Origin of the sequence: Nonomuraea sp. NPDC050691 (genome assembly GCF_040654455.1) — a bacterium.
Taxonomy (GTDB): domain Bacteria; phylum Actinomycetota; class Actinomycetes; order Streptosporangiales; family Streptosporangiaceae; genus Nonomuraea.
Genome location: NZ_JBFAIA010000026.1, coordinates 1 through 16,253 on the forward strand (window position 1 = coordinate 1; position 16,253 = coordinate 16,253).

General features: G+C 75.0%; 16 protein-coding genes. 12 read left to right on the forward strand and 4 right to left on the reverse strand.

All coding sequences use genetic code 11. The features are described from left to right. Nucleotides 1–454 (reverse strand): helix-turn-helix domain-containing protein (locus tag AB0H81_RS13755; RefSeq protein ID WP_358373651.1); only part of this gene is annotated, 454 nt, incomplete at its 3' end. Nucleotides 455–674: 220 nt separating this feature from the next. On the opposite strand from AB0H81_RS13755, the gene AB0H81_RS13760 reads away from it, so the two are divergent. The 10 genes from AB0H81_RS13760 to AB0H81_RS13805 all read left to right on the forward strand — a co-directional run bounded on the left by AB0H81_RS13760 (nt 675) and on the right by AB0H81_RS13805 (nt 10,751). After that, the gene (locus tag AB0H81_RS13760; protein WP_358373654.1) at nt 675–1,442 is read left to right on the forward strand and encodes a hypothetical protein; all 768 of its coding nucleotides are present in this window, start codon (nt 675–677) and stop codon (nt 1,440–1,442) included. After that, on the forward strand, nt 1,439–3,043 hold the full coding sequence (locus AB0H81_RS13765; RefSeq protein WP_358373657.1) for an MFS transporter: 1,605 nt from the start codon (nt 1,439–1,441) through the stop codon (nt 3,041–3,043). Before AB0H81_RS13760 ends, AB0H81_RS13765 begins: the two co-directional genes overlap by 4 nt. Nucleotides 3,044–3,096: 53 nt before the next feature. Continuing rightward, a complete protein-coding gene (locus AB0H81_RS13770; RefSeq protein WP_358373660.1) occupies nt 3,097–3,309 on the forward strand; it encodes a hypothetical protein in 213 nt (70 codons plus the stop codon). Nucleotides 3,310–3,334: 25 nt separating this feature from the next. Beyond that, a complete protein-coding gene (locus tag AB0H81_RS13775) occupies nt 3,335–3,556 on the forward strand; it encodes a hypothetical protein (protein WP_358373661.1) in 222 nt (73 codons plus the stop codon). Then, entirely contained in the window at nt 3,556–3,999 is a 444-nt protein-coding gene (locus tag AB0H81_RS13780; protein ID WP_358373664.1) for a hypothetical protein, read from the forward strand. The genes AB0H81_RS13775 and AB0H81_RS13780 overlap by 1 nt, the downstream gene beginning before the upstream one ends. Further along, a complete protein-coding gene (locus AB0H81_RS13785; RefSeq protein ID WP_358373667.1) occupies nt 3,996–4,724 on the forward strand; it encodes a hypothetical protein in 729 nt (242 codons plus the stop codon). Before AB0H81_RS13780 ends, AB0H81_RS13785 begins: the two co-directional genes overlap by 4 nt. After that, nucleotides 4,721–5,980 (forward strand): FAD-dependent oxidoreductase, encoded by a 1,260-nt coding sequence (locus AB0H81_RS13790; protein WP_358373669.1) that lies wholly within the window; start codon nt 4,721–4,723, stop codon nt 5,978–5,980. The genes AB0H81_RS13785 and AB0H81_RS13790 overlap by 4 nt, the downstream gene beginning before the upstream one ends. Before the next feature lies 1 nt (nt 5,981). Next, nucleotides 5,982–6,782, forward strand: a complete 801-nt coding sequence (locus AB0H81_RS13795) for an aspartate/glutamate racemase family protein (protein WP_358373672.1) — start codon at nt 5,982–5,984, stop codon at nt 6,780–6,782. Then, entirely contained in the window at nt 6,779–7,762 is a 984-nt protein-coding gene (gene hemB / locus AB0H81_RS13800) for a porphobilinogen synthase (protein ID WP_358373814.1), read from the forward strand. The genes AB0H81_RS13795 and hemB overlap by 4 nt, the downstream gene beginning before the upstream one ends. Nucleotides 7,763–7,823: 61 nt before the next feature. Then, on the forward strand, nt 7,824–10,751 hold the full coding sequence (locus AB0H81_RS13805; RefSeq protein ID WP_358373675.1) for a hypothetical protein: 2,928 nt from the start codon (nt 7,824–7,826) through the stop codon (nt 10,749–10,751). Between the two features lie 103 nt (nt 10,752–10,854). On the opposite strand, the gene AB0H81_RS13810 is transcribed toward AB0H81_RS13805, so the two are convergent. Then, complete coding sequence (locus AB0H81_RS13810; RefSeq protein ID WP_358373678.1) at nt 10,855–12,777, reverse strand: Xaa-Pro dipeptidyl-peptidase; 1,923 nt, start codon at nt 12,775–12,777, stop codon at nt 10,855–10,857. Nucleotides 12,778–13,030: 253 nt separating this feature from the next. Between AB0H81_RS13810 and AB0H81_RS13815 the strand changes: the two genes are divergently transcribed. Then, complete coding sequence (locus tag AB0H81_RS13815; RefSeq protein WP_358373681.1) at nt 13,031–13,690, forward strand: FadR/GntR family transcriptional regulator; 660 nt, start codon at nt 13,031–13,033, stop codon at nt 13,688–13,690. 131 nt (nt 13,691–13,821) lie between these two features. Then, the gene (locus tag AB0H81_RS13820; RefSeq protein WP_358373684.1) at nt 13,822–14,403 is read left to right on the forward strand and encodes a TetR/AcrR family transcriptional regulator; all 582 of its coding nucleotides are present in this window, start codon (nt 13,822–13,824) and stop codon (nt 14,401–14,403) included. A 99-nt stretch (nt 14,404–14,502) separates the two neighbouring features. Here AB0H81_RS13820 and AB0H81_RS13825 read toward each other — a convergent pair whose 3' ends face one another. Then, a complete protein-coding gene (locus AB0H81_RS13825) occupies nt 14,503–15,270 on the reverse strand; it encodes a hypothetical protein (protein ID WP_358373686.1) in 768 nt (255 codons plus the stop codon). A gap of 112 nt (nt 15,271–15,382) precedes the next feature. Then, on the reverse strand, nt 15,383–15,913 hold the full coding sequence (locus AB0H81_RS13830) for a nuclear transport factor 2 family protein (RefSeq protein WP_358373689.1): 531 nt from the start codon (nt 15,911–15,913) through the stop codon (nt 15,383–15,385). Nucleotides 15,914–16,253: the final 340 nt, after the last annotated feature.

Consider the following 16,253-nt stretch of genomic DNA (forward strand, 5'->3'; position numbering starts at 1 on the left):
CGCGCGCGGCTCGGACCGGCGGGGCCAGAGTGGTCCGGGCCGCCGGCACCGCCGACACCTCGGGCGTGGCCTGCGGCCCGGACGCCGGGCTCTCGGGCAGCCCCTCGGCCCGGCGGGCCAGGTCGATCACGCCGCGCAGCACGGCCAGCGAGCCGTCGGACAGCCCGGAGGCCGCGGCGCCGAGGGCGGCGGCGCGTGACTGGAGGTCGTCCACCGCGGCGGAGGCGGCGCCCAGGGACTCCTCCCCCACCAGCCAGCCGACGCTGACCTGGAGGCAGGAGGCGAGCGCCCGCAGCACCTGGAGGGTGGGGTTGGTCTGCTTGCCGGTGCGCAGCTGGCTGACGTAGGCGCGGGTGATGGGGATGCCCGCCTCGGTCAGCTCGGCGGCCACCTGCGCGCCGCTCAGCCCCCGCTCTCTCAGCGCCAGGTCCAGCCTGTCGGCGATGTTCGCCACTCCGCGCCTCCTGCCGCCCGGGGGACCCTCAGCGTAGGGGAATCCGGGGATCATGCGCGCCTTCCGGCGTCCGTAAACCTCCGGAGGCGCATCCATACCCAACTGGAAAGTGTCAGTTGACACATCTTCCCACAGAACGCCACTATCGGACCGACAGGTGGAAAGTGAGACTTGACAGCCGGACGGTTCTGGAGAGTCGCCGGCGAGGAGGTGGCCGGACGTGACCGATCCCCAGACCGGTTCCTGGTTCGCCAGGCGGCCGAGGGCACCGCAGGCACCGGACCGGGTGATCCTGCGCATCTGCGCCCGGGTGGCGCCGCGTGACAAGCGCGTCCACGTGGCCAACATGCCGCTCGGCGGCGTGGAGGTCTGGGTGGACGGCAACGGCGACCGCTGGGTCCACTACCACCGGATGGCCCGCGAGCTGCGGCTGGCCGGCTGGTACACCGAGGTCGCCGCCGAGCGGCTCATGGTGCTCGGCTGGAGCGCCGAGTGCCTGGTCCACCGGGCGCGGATGCTCGACGCCGCCCTCGCGGGCCGGCTGTCCGACTACGCCCGCACCGCCCGCACCGCCTACGCGCTCGGCACCCGGCTGCGCGAGGAGAAGGTGCCCGCGGACGAGATCGCCACGCGGGTCCGCGACCACCTCGGCCGCGAGCTGCGCTGGCCCGACCGGCTCGCCGAGCTGGACGGCCTGGAGCGCACCGCCTCGCTGGAGGCGCTGCGGCTACGCCTGGCGCAGGTCACCGGCCTAGAGGCCAAGGTGAGCCGCCGCTGCGCCGAGCACCTGACGCTGGCCTCGCAGGTCGTCATGTCGCTGGTCGGGCCCGACGCCGGCCGTTCGGCCCGCTCCTGGACGCGGGCGCCCGGCCGCCTCATCGGCCTCACCGAGCGGATGGTCGCGGCCAGCGTGCCCAACCGTCCCGAGGTGCCGCGGCCCGAGACCGTCACCGTCGCCCGCAGGGACCTGGCGGAGACGCCGCGATGACCCTGACGCCCGTTCGCGAGCACGTCGCCGGCCCGTTCGTCGGGCCGGTGGCGCGACCCCGGCCCCAGGTCCGGGGGCGCTTCGCCGTCCTGCGCCTGATCGCCTGCGGTGTCGTCATCGCGATCATGGCCGACAGCACGGCGACGACGCTGGCGATCCCCGTGCTGAGCCGCGACCCCATCGCGGCCTCCCTGCCGATGGCCGAGGTCACGTGGGTCAGCACGATCAACTTCGCCGCGGTGGCCGCGCTGCTGGCCACGGCGGGCCGCTTCGCCGACCTGCTGGGCCGGCGCAGCGTCCTCGCCTTCGGCCTGGCCCTGTACGGTCTGGGCGCCGCGGCGGTCATCGCGACCACATCCTTCCCGCTGCTCCTCGGCGGGCGGCTGGCGCAGGGCGTCGGCGCCGCGCTGATGTTCCCCGCCTCGCTCGGCCTGCTGCTGGGCGAGCTGCCCGCCAACCGCCGCGCCGGCGCCGTGGCGCTGTGGAGCGCCTCGTCGGGCATCGGCTGCCTCATGCTGCAGGTCGGAGGCGGCCTGCTGGTGGCCGAGTACGGCTGGCGCGGCCTGTTCCTGCCGAGCGCCGGACTGGCGGCGGCCCTGCTCATGCTGACCCCCGCGCTGCCCCGCTCCCTCGGCCAGGTGCGCCGCGTGCCCGACGTGTTCGGCACGGTGCTGCTGATCGGCGCGATCGCCGCGGCCGTGCTGGCCGTGTCGCAGGGCGGCACGTGGGGCTGGACCTCCGTGCGCACCATCGGCTGCGGGGTCGCCTCCGCGCTCCTGCTGGCCGGGGCCATCGCCACCTCGTGGCGCCACGCGGCCGGCGCCATCGACATACGGCTGTGGCGGCGGCCCGGCTTCCTGTGGTCGGGCGGGGCGTCACTGCTGTACGGCGCGGCCTCGTTCGTGGTGCTGGCGCTCGGCCCGCTCTACCTGAAGAGCTCCGGGTTCGACCCCGTCACCATCGGCCTGTGGCTGACGCCCATCTCGCTCGCGATGATCGCCGGGAGCCCGCTGGCCATGCTGGCCGGGCGGCGCATCGGCCTCAACGCGGTCATCTACGCCGGGGCGCTGCTCCTCGGCGGCGGCTGCGCCCTCCTGCTGGCCAACCCCTATCCCACCGTCTGGACGCTGGTGGCCGCGCTCATGCTGGGCGGCGGGTTCGGCGCCCTGTCCACCGGAACGTTCACGGTCGGCACGATGGCCGCCCACCCCACCCAGTACGCCTCCGCCGTCGGCGCCATCAACACGGCCCGCATGCTGGGCGGCGCGATCGGCGTGGCCGGCGCCTCGGCCCTGGTGGACCAGCCGGTGCTGGACGGCCCGATGCCGGGCTTCGCCTCCGCGTTGGCCGGCTGCCTGATCGTGGCCGTGGTGGTCGGCACCGTGGCGCTCGCCCGGGTCGCCGGCACGCCGCGCCGCAGGACCCCGCGCCTGTCGCGGCGCGAGGCCGAGGCGGAGCTGATCATGCTGCGCCGGCTGCTCGCCGAGCTGCGCGACAGCTTCGTCCAGGTACGCGACGAGGCGGAGGAGGAGCTGGCCCGCTTCGGCGCCCGCGACCTGTCCGCCCCCCCGTCCGCCTATCGGGCCGCCGAACGGCTCTGACCCCCACCAGTCCCGTGTATCCGCCCGTGAAGCCGCGCTGACAGGAGTGGACCATGCTCGCCGACGAGATCCGCAGGCCGTACCAGCACCCCTACGGAGCCCCCGCCCGGAGGGAGAGGCAGGCGCCGCCGCCTCCCCGGCCGGCGGAGGACGAGCCCGTCGACGGGGCGGAGGCCGAGCGCACCGTGCACCGGCTGCACCACATCAGGCAGGTGTCCGACCTGGCCATCAGCGTCATCGACCAGGCGCTCGCGCACGCGTCCTGAACCCCCCACGCGCATGGAGGAAACCATGGTCACCATCAAGGTCGAATGCCCGGCGGAGGTCGCCGCGGAACGGCAACGGGAATTCGCCGACACCGTGATCGGGGCCGCGGTGCACCTGCTCGGCGCCGAGCGGGCCGGGGTGCGGCTGGACACCACCGACGACGCGCGGACCCGGCGCGAGACGGATGACGACGCGCGGGAGCGGCGTGAGGCGGCGTTCTGGGCCGCGGCTTGGTCGGGTTGCTGATGACGGCCGGACTCGCCCCGGCGCCCGTCCTGCCGGACCGGCGCCCGCGCAGGGGGATCGGCGGCGCGATCCCCGCCCGCCGGGCCGCCGTGCCGCACAGGCCGTGGATCACCACGGTGCCGGCGCCCCGTTCCGCGCCCGCCCCTGCGGAGTCGGCGACCGGCTCGGTCGCTGTGACATCGGCGACCGGCTCCGTCGCGGTGGCGCTGCGTACGAAGGCGAGCGCCGTCGCGGACGCCGAACTGGACCGGCTCGCCTCGCGGGCGCCGGAGCTGGACTCCTCGGCGCGTGACGAGGTGCGCGACGCGGTCCAGCGGGTGGTGGACGCGTTCCTGGAAGGGCCGCTGACCCGCCTGACCAGCCACTCGGGCTCTCCCCTCGGCGAACGGTACGCCGACGCGCTGCGGGCGCTGTTCGGCCTGGACGCGGGGAGGACCGCATGAAACGCGGCAGAGTGGGCGTGATCGTGCCCCCGGCCAACCCGGCGGCCGAACCGGAGCTGGCCCGGCTGCTGGGCTCGCGGGCCGACATGCACGTCACCCGGTTCCCCGTACGGCCGGGGCTGACGCTGCCGGAGCGGCTGGAGGCGTACAACGAGGCGCTGCCCGCGATGATCTGCTCGTTCGGCGACCTGCCGCTGGACGCGATCGTCATGCTGTGCAGCGGCTCGCGATACCTGCTCGGCCCGGAGGAGGACCGGTTCCGGTGCGAGGAGCTGAGCGCGCGTTTCGGCGTGCCGTTCGCCTCGGCGACCCTCGCCACGCTGGACGCGCTCGACCACATCGGCGCCGAGGACATCGTGCTCGTCTCGCCGTACGAGCCGTGGCTGACGGAGCTGGCCGAGCGGTTCTGGAAGGCGGCCGGCATGCACGTCACCCGGGTGGTCGACGTGCGGGCGCGCGGCCGGTTCTCGCCCTACGACGTCACCACGGCCGAGCTGGTGGAGCAGGTCGGCGAGGCGGGCCTGCCGGACGACGCCGTGGTGCTGTTCAGCGGCACCGGCATGTCGACGCTGCCCGCGCTGCTGTCGATCGGCGCCGGCAACGACCGGATCCTGCTCACCTCGAACCTGTGCAGCTCCTGGTGGGCGCTGTCGCGGGCGACGGGCATGCCGATCACGCTGGGCCGCGTCCCGCACCGCCCTGCCGTGCAGGGGCAGCGGACATGAGCGGCGTCGTCGTGGTCGGCGCCGGCCCGGTCGGGCTGACGGCCGCGCTCACCCTGGCCAGGGCGGGCGTGCCGGTGACCGTGTTCGAGCGGGAGGCGGGCCTGGCCAGGCAGTCACGGGCCTCCACCTTCCACCCGGCCACGCTCGACCTGCTGGACGACCTCGGCGTCGCCGAGCCGCTCATCGCCCGCGGCCGCGTGGTGGACCGCGTCCAGTGGCGCGACCGGGGCGGCGTGGTCCTGGCCGAGATGGGGATGGGCAGCCTCGACGGCCTGACCCGGCACCCGTACCGGCTGCACGCCGAGCAGTCGTCGCTCACCCCGCTGCTGCTGGCGGCGCTGGAGGCCGAGCCCGACGCGGACGTGCGGTTCGGCACGGCCGTGGACGGGGTGGCCGAGGGCGGCACCGGCGTGCGGCTGCGCATCGGGCAGAGCTGGGCGCGGGCCAAGTACGTGGTGGCCGCCGACGGCGCGCACAGCACCGTGCGCGGCTCGCTCGGCCTGCCGTTCCCCCGCGCCGCCTACCCCACGCAGGCGCTGCGGGTCTTCACCGACTCGCCGCTGGACGAGCTGCTGCCGCGCCTCGCGCCCCTGACGTACGTGCGCGACGTGGGCCAGTCGTGCAGCCTGCTCGCGCTGCCCGACCACTGGCGGATCGTCGTGCGCATCCCGTGCGACGCCCGCAATCCGCTGGCCACCTCCAGCGTGGCCGCGCTGGTGCGGCGGGCCCTGCCCGGCGTGAGCCGGCCGGTGCGGGTCATCGGCGCCGACCGGTACGGCCTGTCCCGCGGGGTGCTCGGCTCGTTCCGGTGCGGCCGGGTGCTGTTCGCGGGCGACGCGGCGCACCTGACGTCCACGGCCGGCGGGCTCAACATGAACGCCGGCATCCACGACGCCGTCGAGCTCGGCGCCGTGCTGGCCGAGGTGACGGCCGGGCACGCCGGTCCGGCGGCGCTGGACGCGTGGGCGGCGCGGCGGCGCAACGTCCTGCTCGAACACGTGATCCCGCGCAGCGAGGCGCGCGTGGCCGGCGTGCAGGACCGCGACACCTCCCGGCTGGCGGCCGCGATGGCGGGGCTGCGGGCCATCGCCGGCGACCCGGAGGCCACCCGCGTGTACCTGGCGCAGGCGTCGATGCTCGACACCCTCCCCGGCGGCATGCCCGCGAGCACCGCCGACACCCTGCCCGGCCGGGCCCCCGGGCGCGGCCCCGACCGTGTGCTGGACCCCGTCCCCCACCCCGTGAGGCAGAGCTGACATGCGCATCTGGTTCCAGAAACACACCGTCGAGGGCCGCACGCCGCTTCTGGACAAGCTGTACGCCGAACACCTGGCCCTGGTGTCCGCCCCCGGCACGACCGTGGAGATCCACACGCTGCCGGCCGAGACGTACGGCACCGCGCTGCCCGAGCACCTGGTCGGCTACGGCGAGATCGGCCTGCTGTTCGGCCACTACTTCACGCAGACCGCCGTGACCGCCGAGCGCGACGGCTGCGCCGCCTGGATCAGCGGCGCCGGCCAGGACCCGGGGCTGGCCGCGGCCCGCAGCCGGGTGTCGATCCCCGTCGTCGGCTACGGCGACGCCGTCTGGCAGGCCGCCCGGATGGAACGTCACCGCCTCGGGGTCCTCGGGTTCATCCCGCACCTGGCCGAGCCGATCACCGAGAACATCCGGGCCGCGGGCGCCGAGCTGGCCTCGTACCAGATCGTCGAGCGCGGCGCGGACGTCGTGCAGCGGGCCCTCGCGCACGACTTCGAGCCGTTCCTGGACGCCTACACCAAGGCCGCGCGCCAGGCCGCCAAGGCCGGCGCGCAGTGGCTGGTGCCGGCCGAGGGCATCCCCAACGTGATCCTCGTCCACCTGCGCGTCCACGAACTGCACGGACTGCCCGTCATCGACCCCGGCGGGCTGGCCATCAAGACGGCGGAGCACTTGTGCGAGCTGCGCGCGCTCAACATCACCGCGCGCAGCAACGCCGGTTACTGGATGCGGCGCCCGCCCCAGGCCGCCGTCCAGCACGCCGAGCGGGTCCTGCTCGGCAAGGTGATCGGAGACTGACCATGAGCTATCCCGCCGAGCGTCCCCGCCGCCTGCGGCGCACCCCCGCCCTGCGCGGGCTGGTCGCCGAGACCCGCCTGCACCCCGCCGACCTGATCCAGCCGCTGTTCGTCCGCGAGGGCCTGGACGAGCCCCGTCCCATCACCTGCATGCCCGGGCAGGTCCAGCACACCCGCGAGAGCGTCCGCAAGGCCGCCGCGGCCGCCGTGCGGGCCGGCGTCGGCGGGCTGCTGCTGTTCGGCATCCCGGAGAGCAAGGACAGCGACGGGCGCGGCGCCTGGGACGAGCACGGCATCGCCCAGCTCGCCCTCGCCGACGTCGCCTCCGAGGTGGGCGACGCCACCGTCGTCATCGGCGACGTCAACCTGGACGAGTACACCGAGCACGGGCACGTCGGCGTCCTCGACGAGCGCGGCGACGTCGACAACGACGCCACGCTGGCCGCCTACGCCCGCGTCGCCGTCGCCCAGGCCACGGCCGGCGCCCACATGGTGGCGCCCAGCGGCATGATGGACGGCCAGGTCGGCGCCATCCGCCGGGCCCTCGACGCCGCCGGCCACCACAACGTGCCGATCATGGCCTACGCCGCCAAGTACGACTCCGCGTTCTACGGCCCGTTCCGCGACGCGGTCGAGTCGCGGCTGACCGGCACCCGCTCCACCCACCAGCAGGACCCCGCCAACCTGCGCGAGTCGCTGCGCGAGGTGCTGCTCGACGTGGACGAGGGCGCCGACTTGGTGATGGTCAAGCCCGCCGGCCTCTACCTCGACGTGGTGCGCCGCGTCGCCGACGCCGTCCACGTGCCGGTGGCCGCCTACCAGGTCTCCGGCGAGTACGCCGCGATCGAGGCGGCCGCCGCCAACGGCTGGCTCACGCGCGACCGCGCCATCCTCGAGAGCCTCACCTCGATCCGCCGGGCGGGCGCCGGGAGCGTGATCACGTACTGGGCCACGGAGATCGCCGAACAGCTTCCCCGCTGACCTCGGAGCCGCCCCGACGCCGGACCCGATGCCCGAACCACGGAGAGGAGATGCGACCCCCATGTGGCGCACCCTGTCGGAGGACGCACGTGAGGCCATCCTCGAACTGTGCGACGGCTACGGGCCGCACCTGTACGACTACTGCCGGACGGAGCTGTCGTCGAGCGACGCCGAACTGGCCGTCGCGGGCACCCTGCTGTCGGCGCACGCCTGGGCCGAACGCGTCGACGAGTCGTCGCCGCTGCGGCCCTGGCTGTACGCGCTGGCCAGGGCGCACCGCGCGTACCTGTCCACCCCCACCAGCGTCGGCTCCTGGTCGCGGCCCGGCCGGATGGCCGACCTGCTGCCCGAGGCGCTGCGGGCGCTCGCCCCGGCGCACCGGGAGCTGCTCGACCTGTCGGTACGGCACGGTCTGACGCACGACGAGATCGCCACCATCTTCGCGGCGGACGTCGACGAGGTGGAGACGATCGTGCTGGAGGCGGCCGACGGGCTGGAGGAGTGGTTCGCCGCCGTCATCGCCGCCAGGACCCGCCACGGATGCGCCGCGCTGGAGTCGCGGGTGAACGACTGGGCGTCGGCGCCCGGGCGGCGCACCCGCGCGCGGATCAGCCGCCACATCGCGCACTGCGACCTCTGCCAGGGCGCGCCGCGCGTCATGGTGGCCGACACGCTGCTGCGCCAGATGCCGATCTCCTCGGCGCCGGGCACGCTGCAGGGGCAGCTCGCCTGGGCGCTTCCCCTGCCGGACGAGGCGGGACTGTGGCGGGCGGACGGCTTCCCGGCGCAGGCGCGCGGGCTCGCCGAGCCCGCGCCGCCGCCCATCTCTCCGGTCCCCGGCCCCACGACGGGGACCTGGGAAAGCTCCGGGCCGGCGGCGGGCGCGGCCGTCGCCGGCCCGGAGCACACACCTGACCCGGCCGCGCACCGCCCGCCCAGCAAGCACGCCCGGCCGGGGCCCCCGGACATCGTCCCGCGACCGGAGTCGCCGGCCGTCACCCCGCGAGAGCCGGCCGCGCGTGTCCCGGGGCTGGCCGCCGCGCGAGCCACCGTGACCCGTGGCGGGCCGTCCGCGCCCGCCACCGAGACCCCAGGCGGGGCCGCCCAGACCGCCGCCTGGACCCCGGACCCGGCCGACCAGTCCCCCGCCTGGTCGCCGGATCCGGCCGAAGACTGGGCCATCGTCCGCCGCAACCGCGGAGGCGTGCCGTACCGGAACCTTCCAGCGGCGTCCGCTCGTGACCGGATCAGCAGTAGCGGCCCGGCCGGTCAGGAGCGGGCCCCCTCACGCCGGGCCGAAGGTGGCCCGCCATGGGAGCACCACCCGGACGATGGCCCACTCACCCCTCCCCCCACCCCGGCACCCCCCACCACCGCGCCGACGCCACGCCCTGCCACCCCACCCGCCGCCGCCTCGCACCCCAGCGAAGCGCGTCCCCTCACACCACCCGCCGCCGCGGCCCCGGCGCAGGTGGCTGCCGAGGTGGCGCGGCCGGTGGTGCCCCCGATGCGTACCGCCACCCCCTCGCCTGCCCCCGCACCCGCGGCCCGGCCGGTGGCGGCCCCGGCGGCGCGCGTGGCGCCCACGAGTCTGCCGACGGACCGCATGGTGGCCGGAACCCCCCGCCCGAAGCGGGCCGTCCCGCTGAGCGCCCCGGTCATGGCCGACGCCCCGCCCGCCGCCCGCCCGAGGAACGGCTCCACCGACGCCACCCCCTCCCAGCACCACCGGCCCACCAACGGATCCGCCACCCCCGCCTCCCCTCAGCACCGCCCCTCCCCCGTTCGACCGGCCACCACCGACCCGGCCACCACCACCGGCCCGGGCTCGGTCCCCCCGGAGGCGGGCCGGCGGGTCCCGCCCTCCTCCGGCCGGGTGCACGGAGTGATCACCATCCCCGGGCCGCGCCGGGCCCCCGAGGACACCGTCATCCCCCCGGCCGGTGGGCGGGGGGACGGCGTGCCGGGGTGGGCCCGTGGACGCGGCGCCGACGGCCCGGGTGAGGGCCCGGCCGCCGGCGCCCCGCCGTTCACCGCGCCGCTCCGCTACGAGCCGGGCCCCGCAAACGGCGGCCACGTGGTGGAGCTGCACGCGGGCGGCCCCGACGAGTTCTGGCTGGAGCGCCCCGAGCTCGCCGACGGCGAATCGGGCGTCACGGTGCGGACCGTGGCCCGCGTGAGCCTGCTGGTCGGTGTCGGGCTCCTGGTCGCGGGCCTGGCCTGGTCGGGACTGAACGCCCGCCAGCACATGCCGGCGATCTCGGAGACGGGCGCCGAGGACCCGGCCCGGACGCCGTCGCCGGACGGCCGCCCGTCCCCTGACCCGGCGGTGCCCGTGCCCCCGCCGGAGCCCGCCGCCGTGCCTCCCGCCGCGCCCGCGGCCCCCGCCGTGACCCCCGCGGCAGGGTCCCCGGCGCACCCCACGACCGGCCCGTCCGGCACCGAGGGGACGGCGGACGGTCGGCGGGAGAGCCCGGTCGTGGCCGGCACGATGAGCCCGGCCGACCGGCCCGCCAAGCGCTCCGCCACCGGAAACCCCACGGACCGCGTGACGCGGGAGCCGGCCGGGACGCGACGCGAGCAGCCGGTGACGCTGCCGCGGCCGCACGCCCCGGTCGCGTCCCTGTCGCCGGTGTCGGTCAAGCTCGGCGCCCGCCGCACCGGTACGTTCGCGCTCTCCTGCAAGGGCGGCACGTGCCGCGTCGTCTCGGCGGGCGGCACGGGCGGCATCACGGTGTCGGGCCGCGCGTTCCGGGTGAAGGTGCCCGCGGCCCGGCCCGGCTGCCACGGCCGGCCGGTCACGCAGACGGGCACGATCGTCGTGCGCTGGGTCGGCGTGGCACGAGGAGACGGCCGCAGGACGTCCGGCACGACGACCACCGGCGGGACGCTGCGGCTGCGGGTCTCCTGGACGGTCGCCAAGGACCCGGGCGCGTACGTCATCGACGGGGAGGGCAACGGCCACTGGAGCAACTGCGTCCGGTACTGAGGCGTGTCCCGCGGGGCACGCTCGGTGGGCAGGTAGCACAGGACCCGCCCGGCCCGTCCTCGTCCCGGTCCTCACCCGGAACGAGAACGAGCCGGGCACCGCGTCAGAAGAAGCTGAACTCGGGCTCGGCCTCCGGCAGCTCGACTCGCGCCGGTCCGCGGAAGGTGGCCCGGTCCTTGGGCACGTCCGCCAGCGGGGTGCCGAGGACGAACGGGATCGACACCGTGCTGGCCGCCAGGTCGAGCGTCACGTTCGCGCCCGTGCCCGGCTCCTCGCTGTAGGTGCTGTCCGTGCCGGCGACCACGAGCGCGAGCCGGTGCCCCTTCGCGAAGGTGTAGTCCTGGGGCAGCGTCTGCCACCTGACCTTGCCGAACGTGCCGACCGGCAGCGGGGACGGCTTGCTCGGCGAGGCGCGGTTCTGCACGTCGATCCAGCCGCGGGCGACGATCTCGACGGGCCGCTCGGCCACGTTGGTGACGATCTTCCTGTAGCAGGCGTCGTCGGCCGTGGTGCTCTCCCCGTGGCAGTCCTCCTCGGTGAGCGTGGTGATGCCCTGGCCGCGCCGCCAGTCCACCCGGGTGGCGTCGCCGAAGTCGACGAGCAGGGCGGTGAGGTTCGAGGTGGGCTTGTCGAGCTTGACCGTGAGGTCGGCCGTGGGGGTGCCGGACAGGCGCAGGTCGAGCGGGAGCGGCCCGGTGGTGAACGCCACCCGGCCCGGCTTGGCCGTGCCGACGTCGGCGATCATGTCGGCCTCGTCCATGGCCACGTCCCCGAACGAGGCGGTGGCGCCCCGGGCGGCCGGCCGGAGCCCGAGCGTGCCGTCGGCGGACGGGCGCAGCGCCAGCCTGGCCGCGAGCGGCGCCGGCCAGTCGCGCTGGGTGATCCAGGTCGCGGGGCCCGTCTGCACGTCGGCGCGCGGCTCGGTCATGATGCCGTTGCGCACGCCGAGCAGCCAGTGGTCGAACCAGCGGTGCAGCGTGTCGACCCACAGGTCCCGGCGGCCCTCGAAGTCGAACGGGTCCACGTGCTGGTACTGGCCGACCCAGATCTTGCGCGGCACGCCGCGCCGGGCGAGGGCGTCCCACCAGGTGGAGAAGTTGTCGGGCTTGACGTTCAGGTCGTTCACGGTGTGGACGACGAAGACGCTGGCCCGTACCTTCGAGGCGTCGCCGAGCAGGCCGGAGATGTAGTCGCGCTCGGCCCAGAAGGCGTTGTGGTTCCCCGTGTCGTCGCCGTCCTCGGCGTCCATCCGGTCCCGTACGGCCTGGCACTTGGCCTCGGGGTCGGTGTCGACGTAGTTGGCGAGCCAGGAGGCGTAGTCGTAGTTGTAGACGACGCCGTTGGAGCGCTGGTACTTGTACCAGGAGCTGATCGCCGAGATGGGCACGATCGTCTCCAGGCCCTTGACGCCGGTGGCGGCCACGGCGTTCGCGAGGGTCCCGTCGTACGACTTGCCGATCATCGCGGCCTTGCCGGTGGTCCAGTCGGCGGCGGCGGGGGTGCCGTCGGCGCGGAAGGCGCGGGCGCGGCCGTTCAGCCAGTCGACGACCGCCTTGCCGCCCAGCACGTCGGCCTTGCCGCCGATGTCGGGGCAGCCGTCGGAGCGGGTGGTGCCGAGCATGTCGACGTTCAGGACGGCGTAGCCACGCGGCACGAAGTAGTTGTCGTAGAACAACGGAAATTTCGTGACATTGCCGGCGGAGTCGTAGGCCTTCCGCTCGGCCTCGTTGCCGCGTCCGGAGTTGTCGTAGTACGGGCTCTCGTCGATGATCACCGGCACCTTGAGTCCGGGGCCGGACTCCTTCGGCCGGATGATGTCGACGCGTACCCGGTCCAGCCGGCCGTCGGCGTCGCTGTCGACGCTCGACTCGACGTAGACGTGCTCGCGGACGGCGTCGGCGTAGGAGAAGACCGGCTGCGTGCGGCCGTTCTCGACGGTGATGGCGGGACCGGCCGCCGCCTGGGCGGGGGGCGCGATCGCCAGGGTGAGGGCGACCGCCAGAAGGGCCGGGCGTAATTGCGACACGCGTGTCCTCCGTGACAAAAGGTGGGGCGTGACAGGAATGGGGTTAAGTCCCCCGGGCAATCTCTCACCCGCCCGAAGGCCTGACAAGATCCTGTCCGTACGGGTGGAGACGCCTGTCCGGCCACCGCGCAACCCTCCTCCGCATGTACGGAGACGCCCGTCCATAGGGAGCCGAGCGGCGCGCGCGTCTAGGCTGGAGGGCCCGAACCGGAGGCCCCTGTCCTGAGGCCCCGGACCTGAGGAAAGAGGACGCATGCGCAACGTCTCCCGGACCTCGCTCGTGGACGCCGCCATCGAGCAGCTCCGCAAGGAGATCACGGGCGGGGCGTGGCCGGTCGGCACGAAGATCCCGTCCGAGGCGCAGCTCGCGGCGAGTCTCGGCATGAGCCGTCTTTCGGTGCGCGAGGCCGTGCGCGTGCTCGCGCACGCGGGGCTGCTGACCACCCGCCAGGGCGACGGCACGTACGTGACCGCGACGGACGAGTCGCGGATCGCGCTGCGCCGCCGGCTCGACCGCGCCGCCGCCATGGACATCATCGACGTGCGGCGCGGCCTCGACCTGGTGGCGGCCCGGCTGGCGGCGGTCCGGCGCACCGACGACGACCTCGCGTCCCTGCGGGAGACGCTGGAGCGCAGGGACGCGGCCGGGGAGGCGAACGACCTCGACGGGTTCGCCGACGCGGACGCCGCCTTCCACCTGCGGGTGGCGGACGCGGCCCGCAACCCGCTGCTCGCCGACCTCTACCACAGCATGGGCGAGGCCGTCCGCGACAGCGTCCGCGACGTGCGCCGGACCACGCGCGAGCCGGACACCTCGCACTGGGACCTGCTGCACGCCATCGAGTCCGGCGACGCCGCCGGGGCCGTGGCGCTGTCCATGGCGATCCTCGACATGCACGAGCGTGAGCTGTGACGTGCCGGCGGGCTCGTCGGCCGGCACCCCGGCGCGCGGGCAGGTGAACCATGACCCCGTCGGGTGCGCGTGGGAGGTGTGATCGTCCGCCGGTGACCGTGGCTCGCGGGACGCGCCACTAGGCTCGCCGTATGGGGACCAGACGGGCCGACGCCGAGCGCAACATCGCCGCGATCCTCGAGGCGGGGCGGCGGGTGCTGAGCGCCGACCCGGGCGCGAGCGTGATGCAGGTCGCCAAGGAGGCCGGCGTCGGCCGGGTGACGCTCTACGGCCACTTCCCCTCCCGCGAGTCGCTGGTCGAAGCGGTGGTGAGCCACACGGTCGAACTGGCCGACACGACGCTGGCCGGGCTCGACCTCGACACGCCGTCCGCCCGCGAGGCGCTGGCCGCGCTGGTCCGCTCGTCCTGGGACGTGCTGAGCCAGCACAGCCGGCTGTTCCTGGCGGCCGACGCGGCGCTGCCCGCCGAGCGGGTCCGCGAACGCCACGCCGAGCCGCTGAGCCGGGTGGAGCGCCTGATCGCCCGGGGCCGCGACGAGGGCGCGTTCCGCACCGATCTGCCGCTGACCTGGCTCGTCAGCACGTTCCTGGGGATCCTGCACACGGCGGCGGGCGAGGTCGAGGCCGGTCGGCTGGCGCGCGAGGAGGCGGGAGAGACGCTGGTCCGCACACTGGACGCGCTCTTGTCTCCCCCGCCTCCGCCCCCGCTCTGAGCACACCCGGCCGTCGGGTCGTCCGGGCGCGCTCAGTCGTCCGGCCGTGCCCAGTGGTCCGGTCGCGCTCAGCCGCGCGTGTTCAGGGTGGGGGCGTGCTCAGCCCGGGAAGGTCACGGTGTCGCCGTCCGCGTCGGGGCGGCGCCGTTCTCGCACCGGGCGGCGCAGCGCCGCCAGCGCGAGCAGCGCCCCCGCCACCGCGGCGATCACCAGCGTGTACGGCGGGACGCCGCCACCCCCCGAGCCGGACGAACCGCCGCCCGCGACGGGCCGGTCATCCGGAGCCGCCGCCCTGGAGACCCCGGAAAGTTCCGAAGCCCCCGGAGTCGCCGCGTCCGGCCGTTCTGCCGGCGGTGACGTGTCCGGCGCGGGGACGACCGTCGTCCCCTTGCCCGCCGGGAAGCCGGGCGGCCGGATCTGCCCCCAGTAGTCCTGGCCCGGGATCACCTTCGACGGGATCGCCTCCCGCGACGGCGGGGTCACCTCCAGCCCGCCGGGCACGGTGAGCGTGCCGACCGGGTGCGGCTGGAACAGCCCCTGGATCCCCTCGACCCGCCACGTCCCCCTCGGCACGACGAGGGACGTCGCGTAGTGCCCGGCCTCGGGCAGCCGCGTCCCCGGGAACGTCAGGACCTCGCCGCCCCGCCCGGTCAGCCGCAGTCCCGTCGGCCCGAGGTCTCCCGCGTACGGATGGCTGCCGTGCTGGAGCACCCAGAACCCCAGCGTGTACGGCGTGCCGGCGGCGAACCGCGCCGGCAGCGGGTCCAGGTACGTCACCGCCCAGTTCCCGGCGGCCTGGGCCGGTGTCGCCACGGCCGTCAGCACGAGGGCGAGCAGGCAGGTCAGGGCTCTCGCGATCGTCTTCATGATGCTGGTACACCCTGCGGCGCCCCGAGGTTCCCGGCGGAGGCCCCGCGGCATGACGAAGCGGTGGCCGCCGGCCGGGCCGCCACCGCTCGCCGAAGAGGACCCCGCGGGGTCAGGACGCCTGGTTGCTCATCAAGCGATCGATCTTGTACCCGTCGCCGGACTTCTCCAGGATGAAGAACTCCCGGGTGCTCTGGCTGTCCTGCTCGCTGGTCGCGCGGACGAAGGCGTACTCGTCGCCGAACTTCTCCGCCTCCTCGATCGTGTACGTGCCCGACTGGGGCCCGGTGAGCGTCTGCTGGTAGAGCTTGCGGATGGCGTCGGTCCCCTCGGCGGTGTCCGAGCCCTGCACGGCCGCCAGCCCGTCGGGGCCGAACAGCGCGACGACGGCGTCCACACTGCCCACCTTGAGGGCGGCGAAGTAGCGCTGGACCGTTCCCTTCGGCGTGTCCTTGCTTTCCATCCGGGTCTCCGTCGGAGAGCCGCTCTCCATCGGCATCGAGCTCATGTCCGTGGTCGGCGCGCCGGGGCTCGCCGCGCCCCCCATGGCCTCCGTGCCGCCGCCGGCCGCGCAGCCCGCGGCCAGCAGAGCTGGGATAACGGCCGCAAGCAGGAGTGACCTGCGCTGAAAAATCTTGTGCATGGCGGCTTGATGCCCACGCCGCCTTTGATCGAATGCCTGCTTGTCCAGTCCGCACAAGCCCTTTACGGTCTCCAGGGATCATGACCGGCGGACCGGGGGATCAGGCGGCACGGGCCACTCCGTCAGGGGTGCGGCTCCGACGGTGGATAGACATGCGGGCTGTGGTGACCCGTCGGCAGGACGCAGCGCCGCCCGGAGTCGACACTGGGGCAGCGATCGGCACTGTCACGCTGCGGCAGAGGGGCTGGGGCGTTGGTGACGTTCGGCTCCATTTCGGGCACTCGCTGGACGTTACGGCGGCACCCCGGGGGGTTGGTCGCGCCAGGATCACGATCCGACC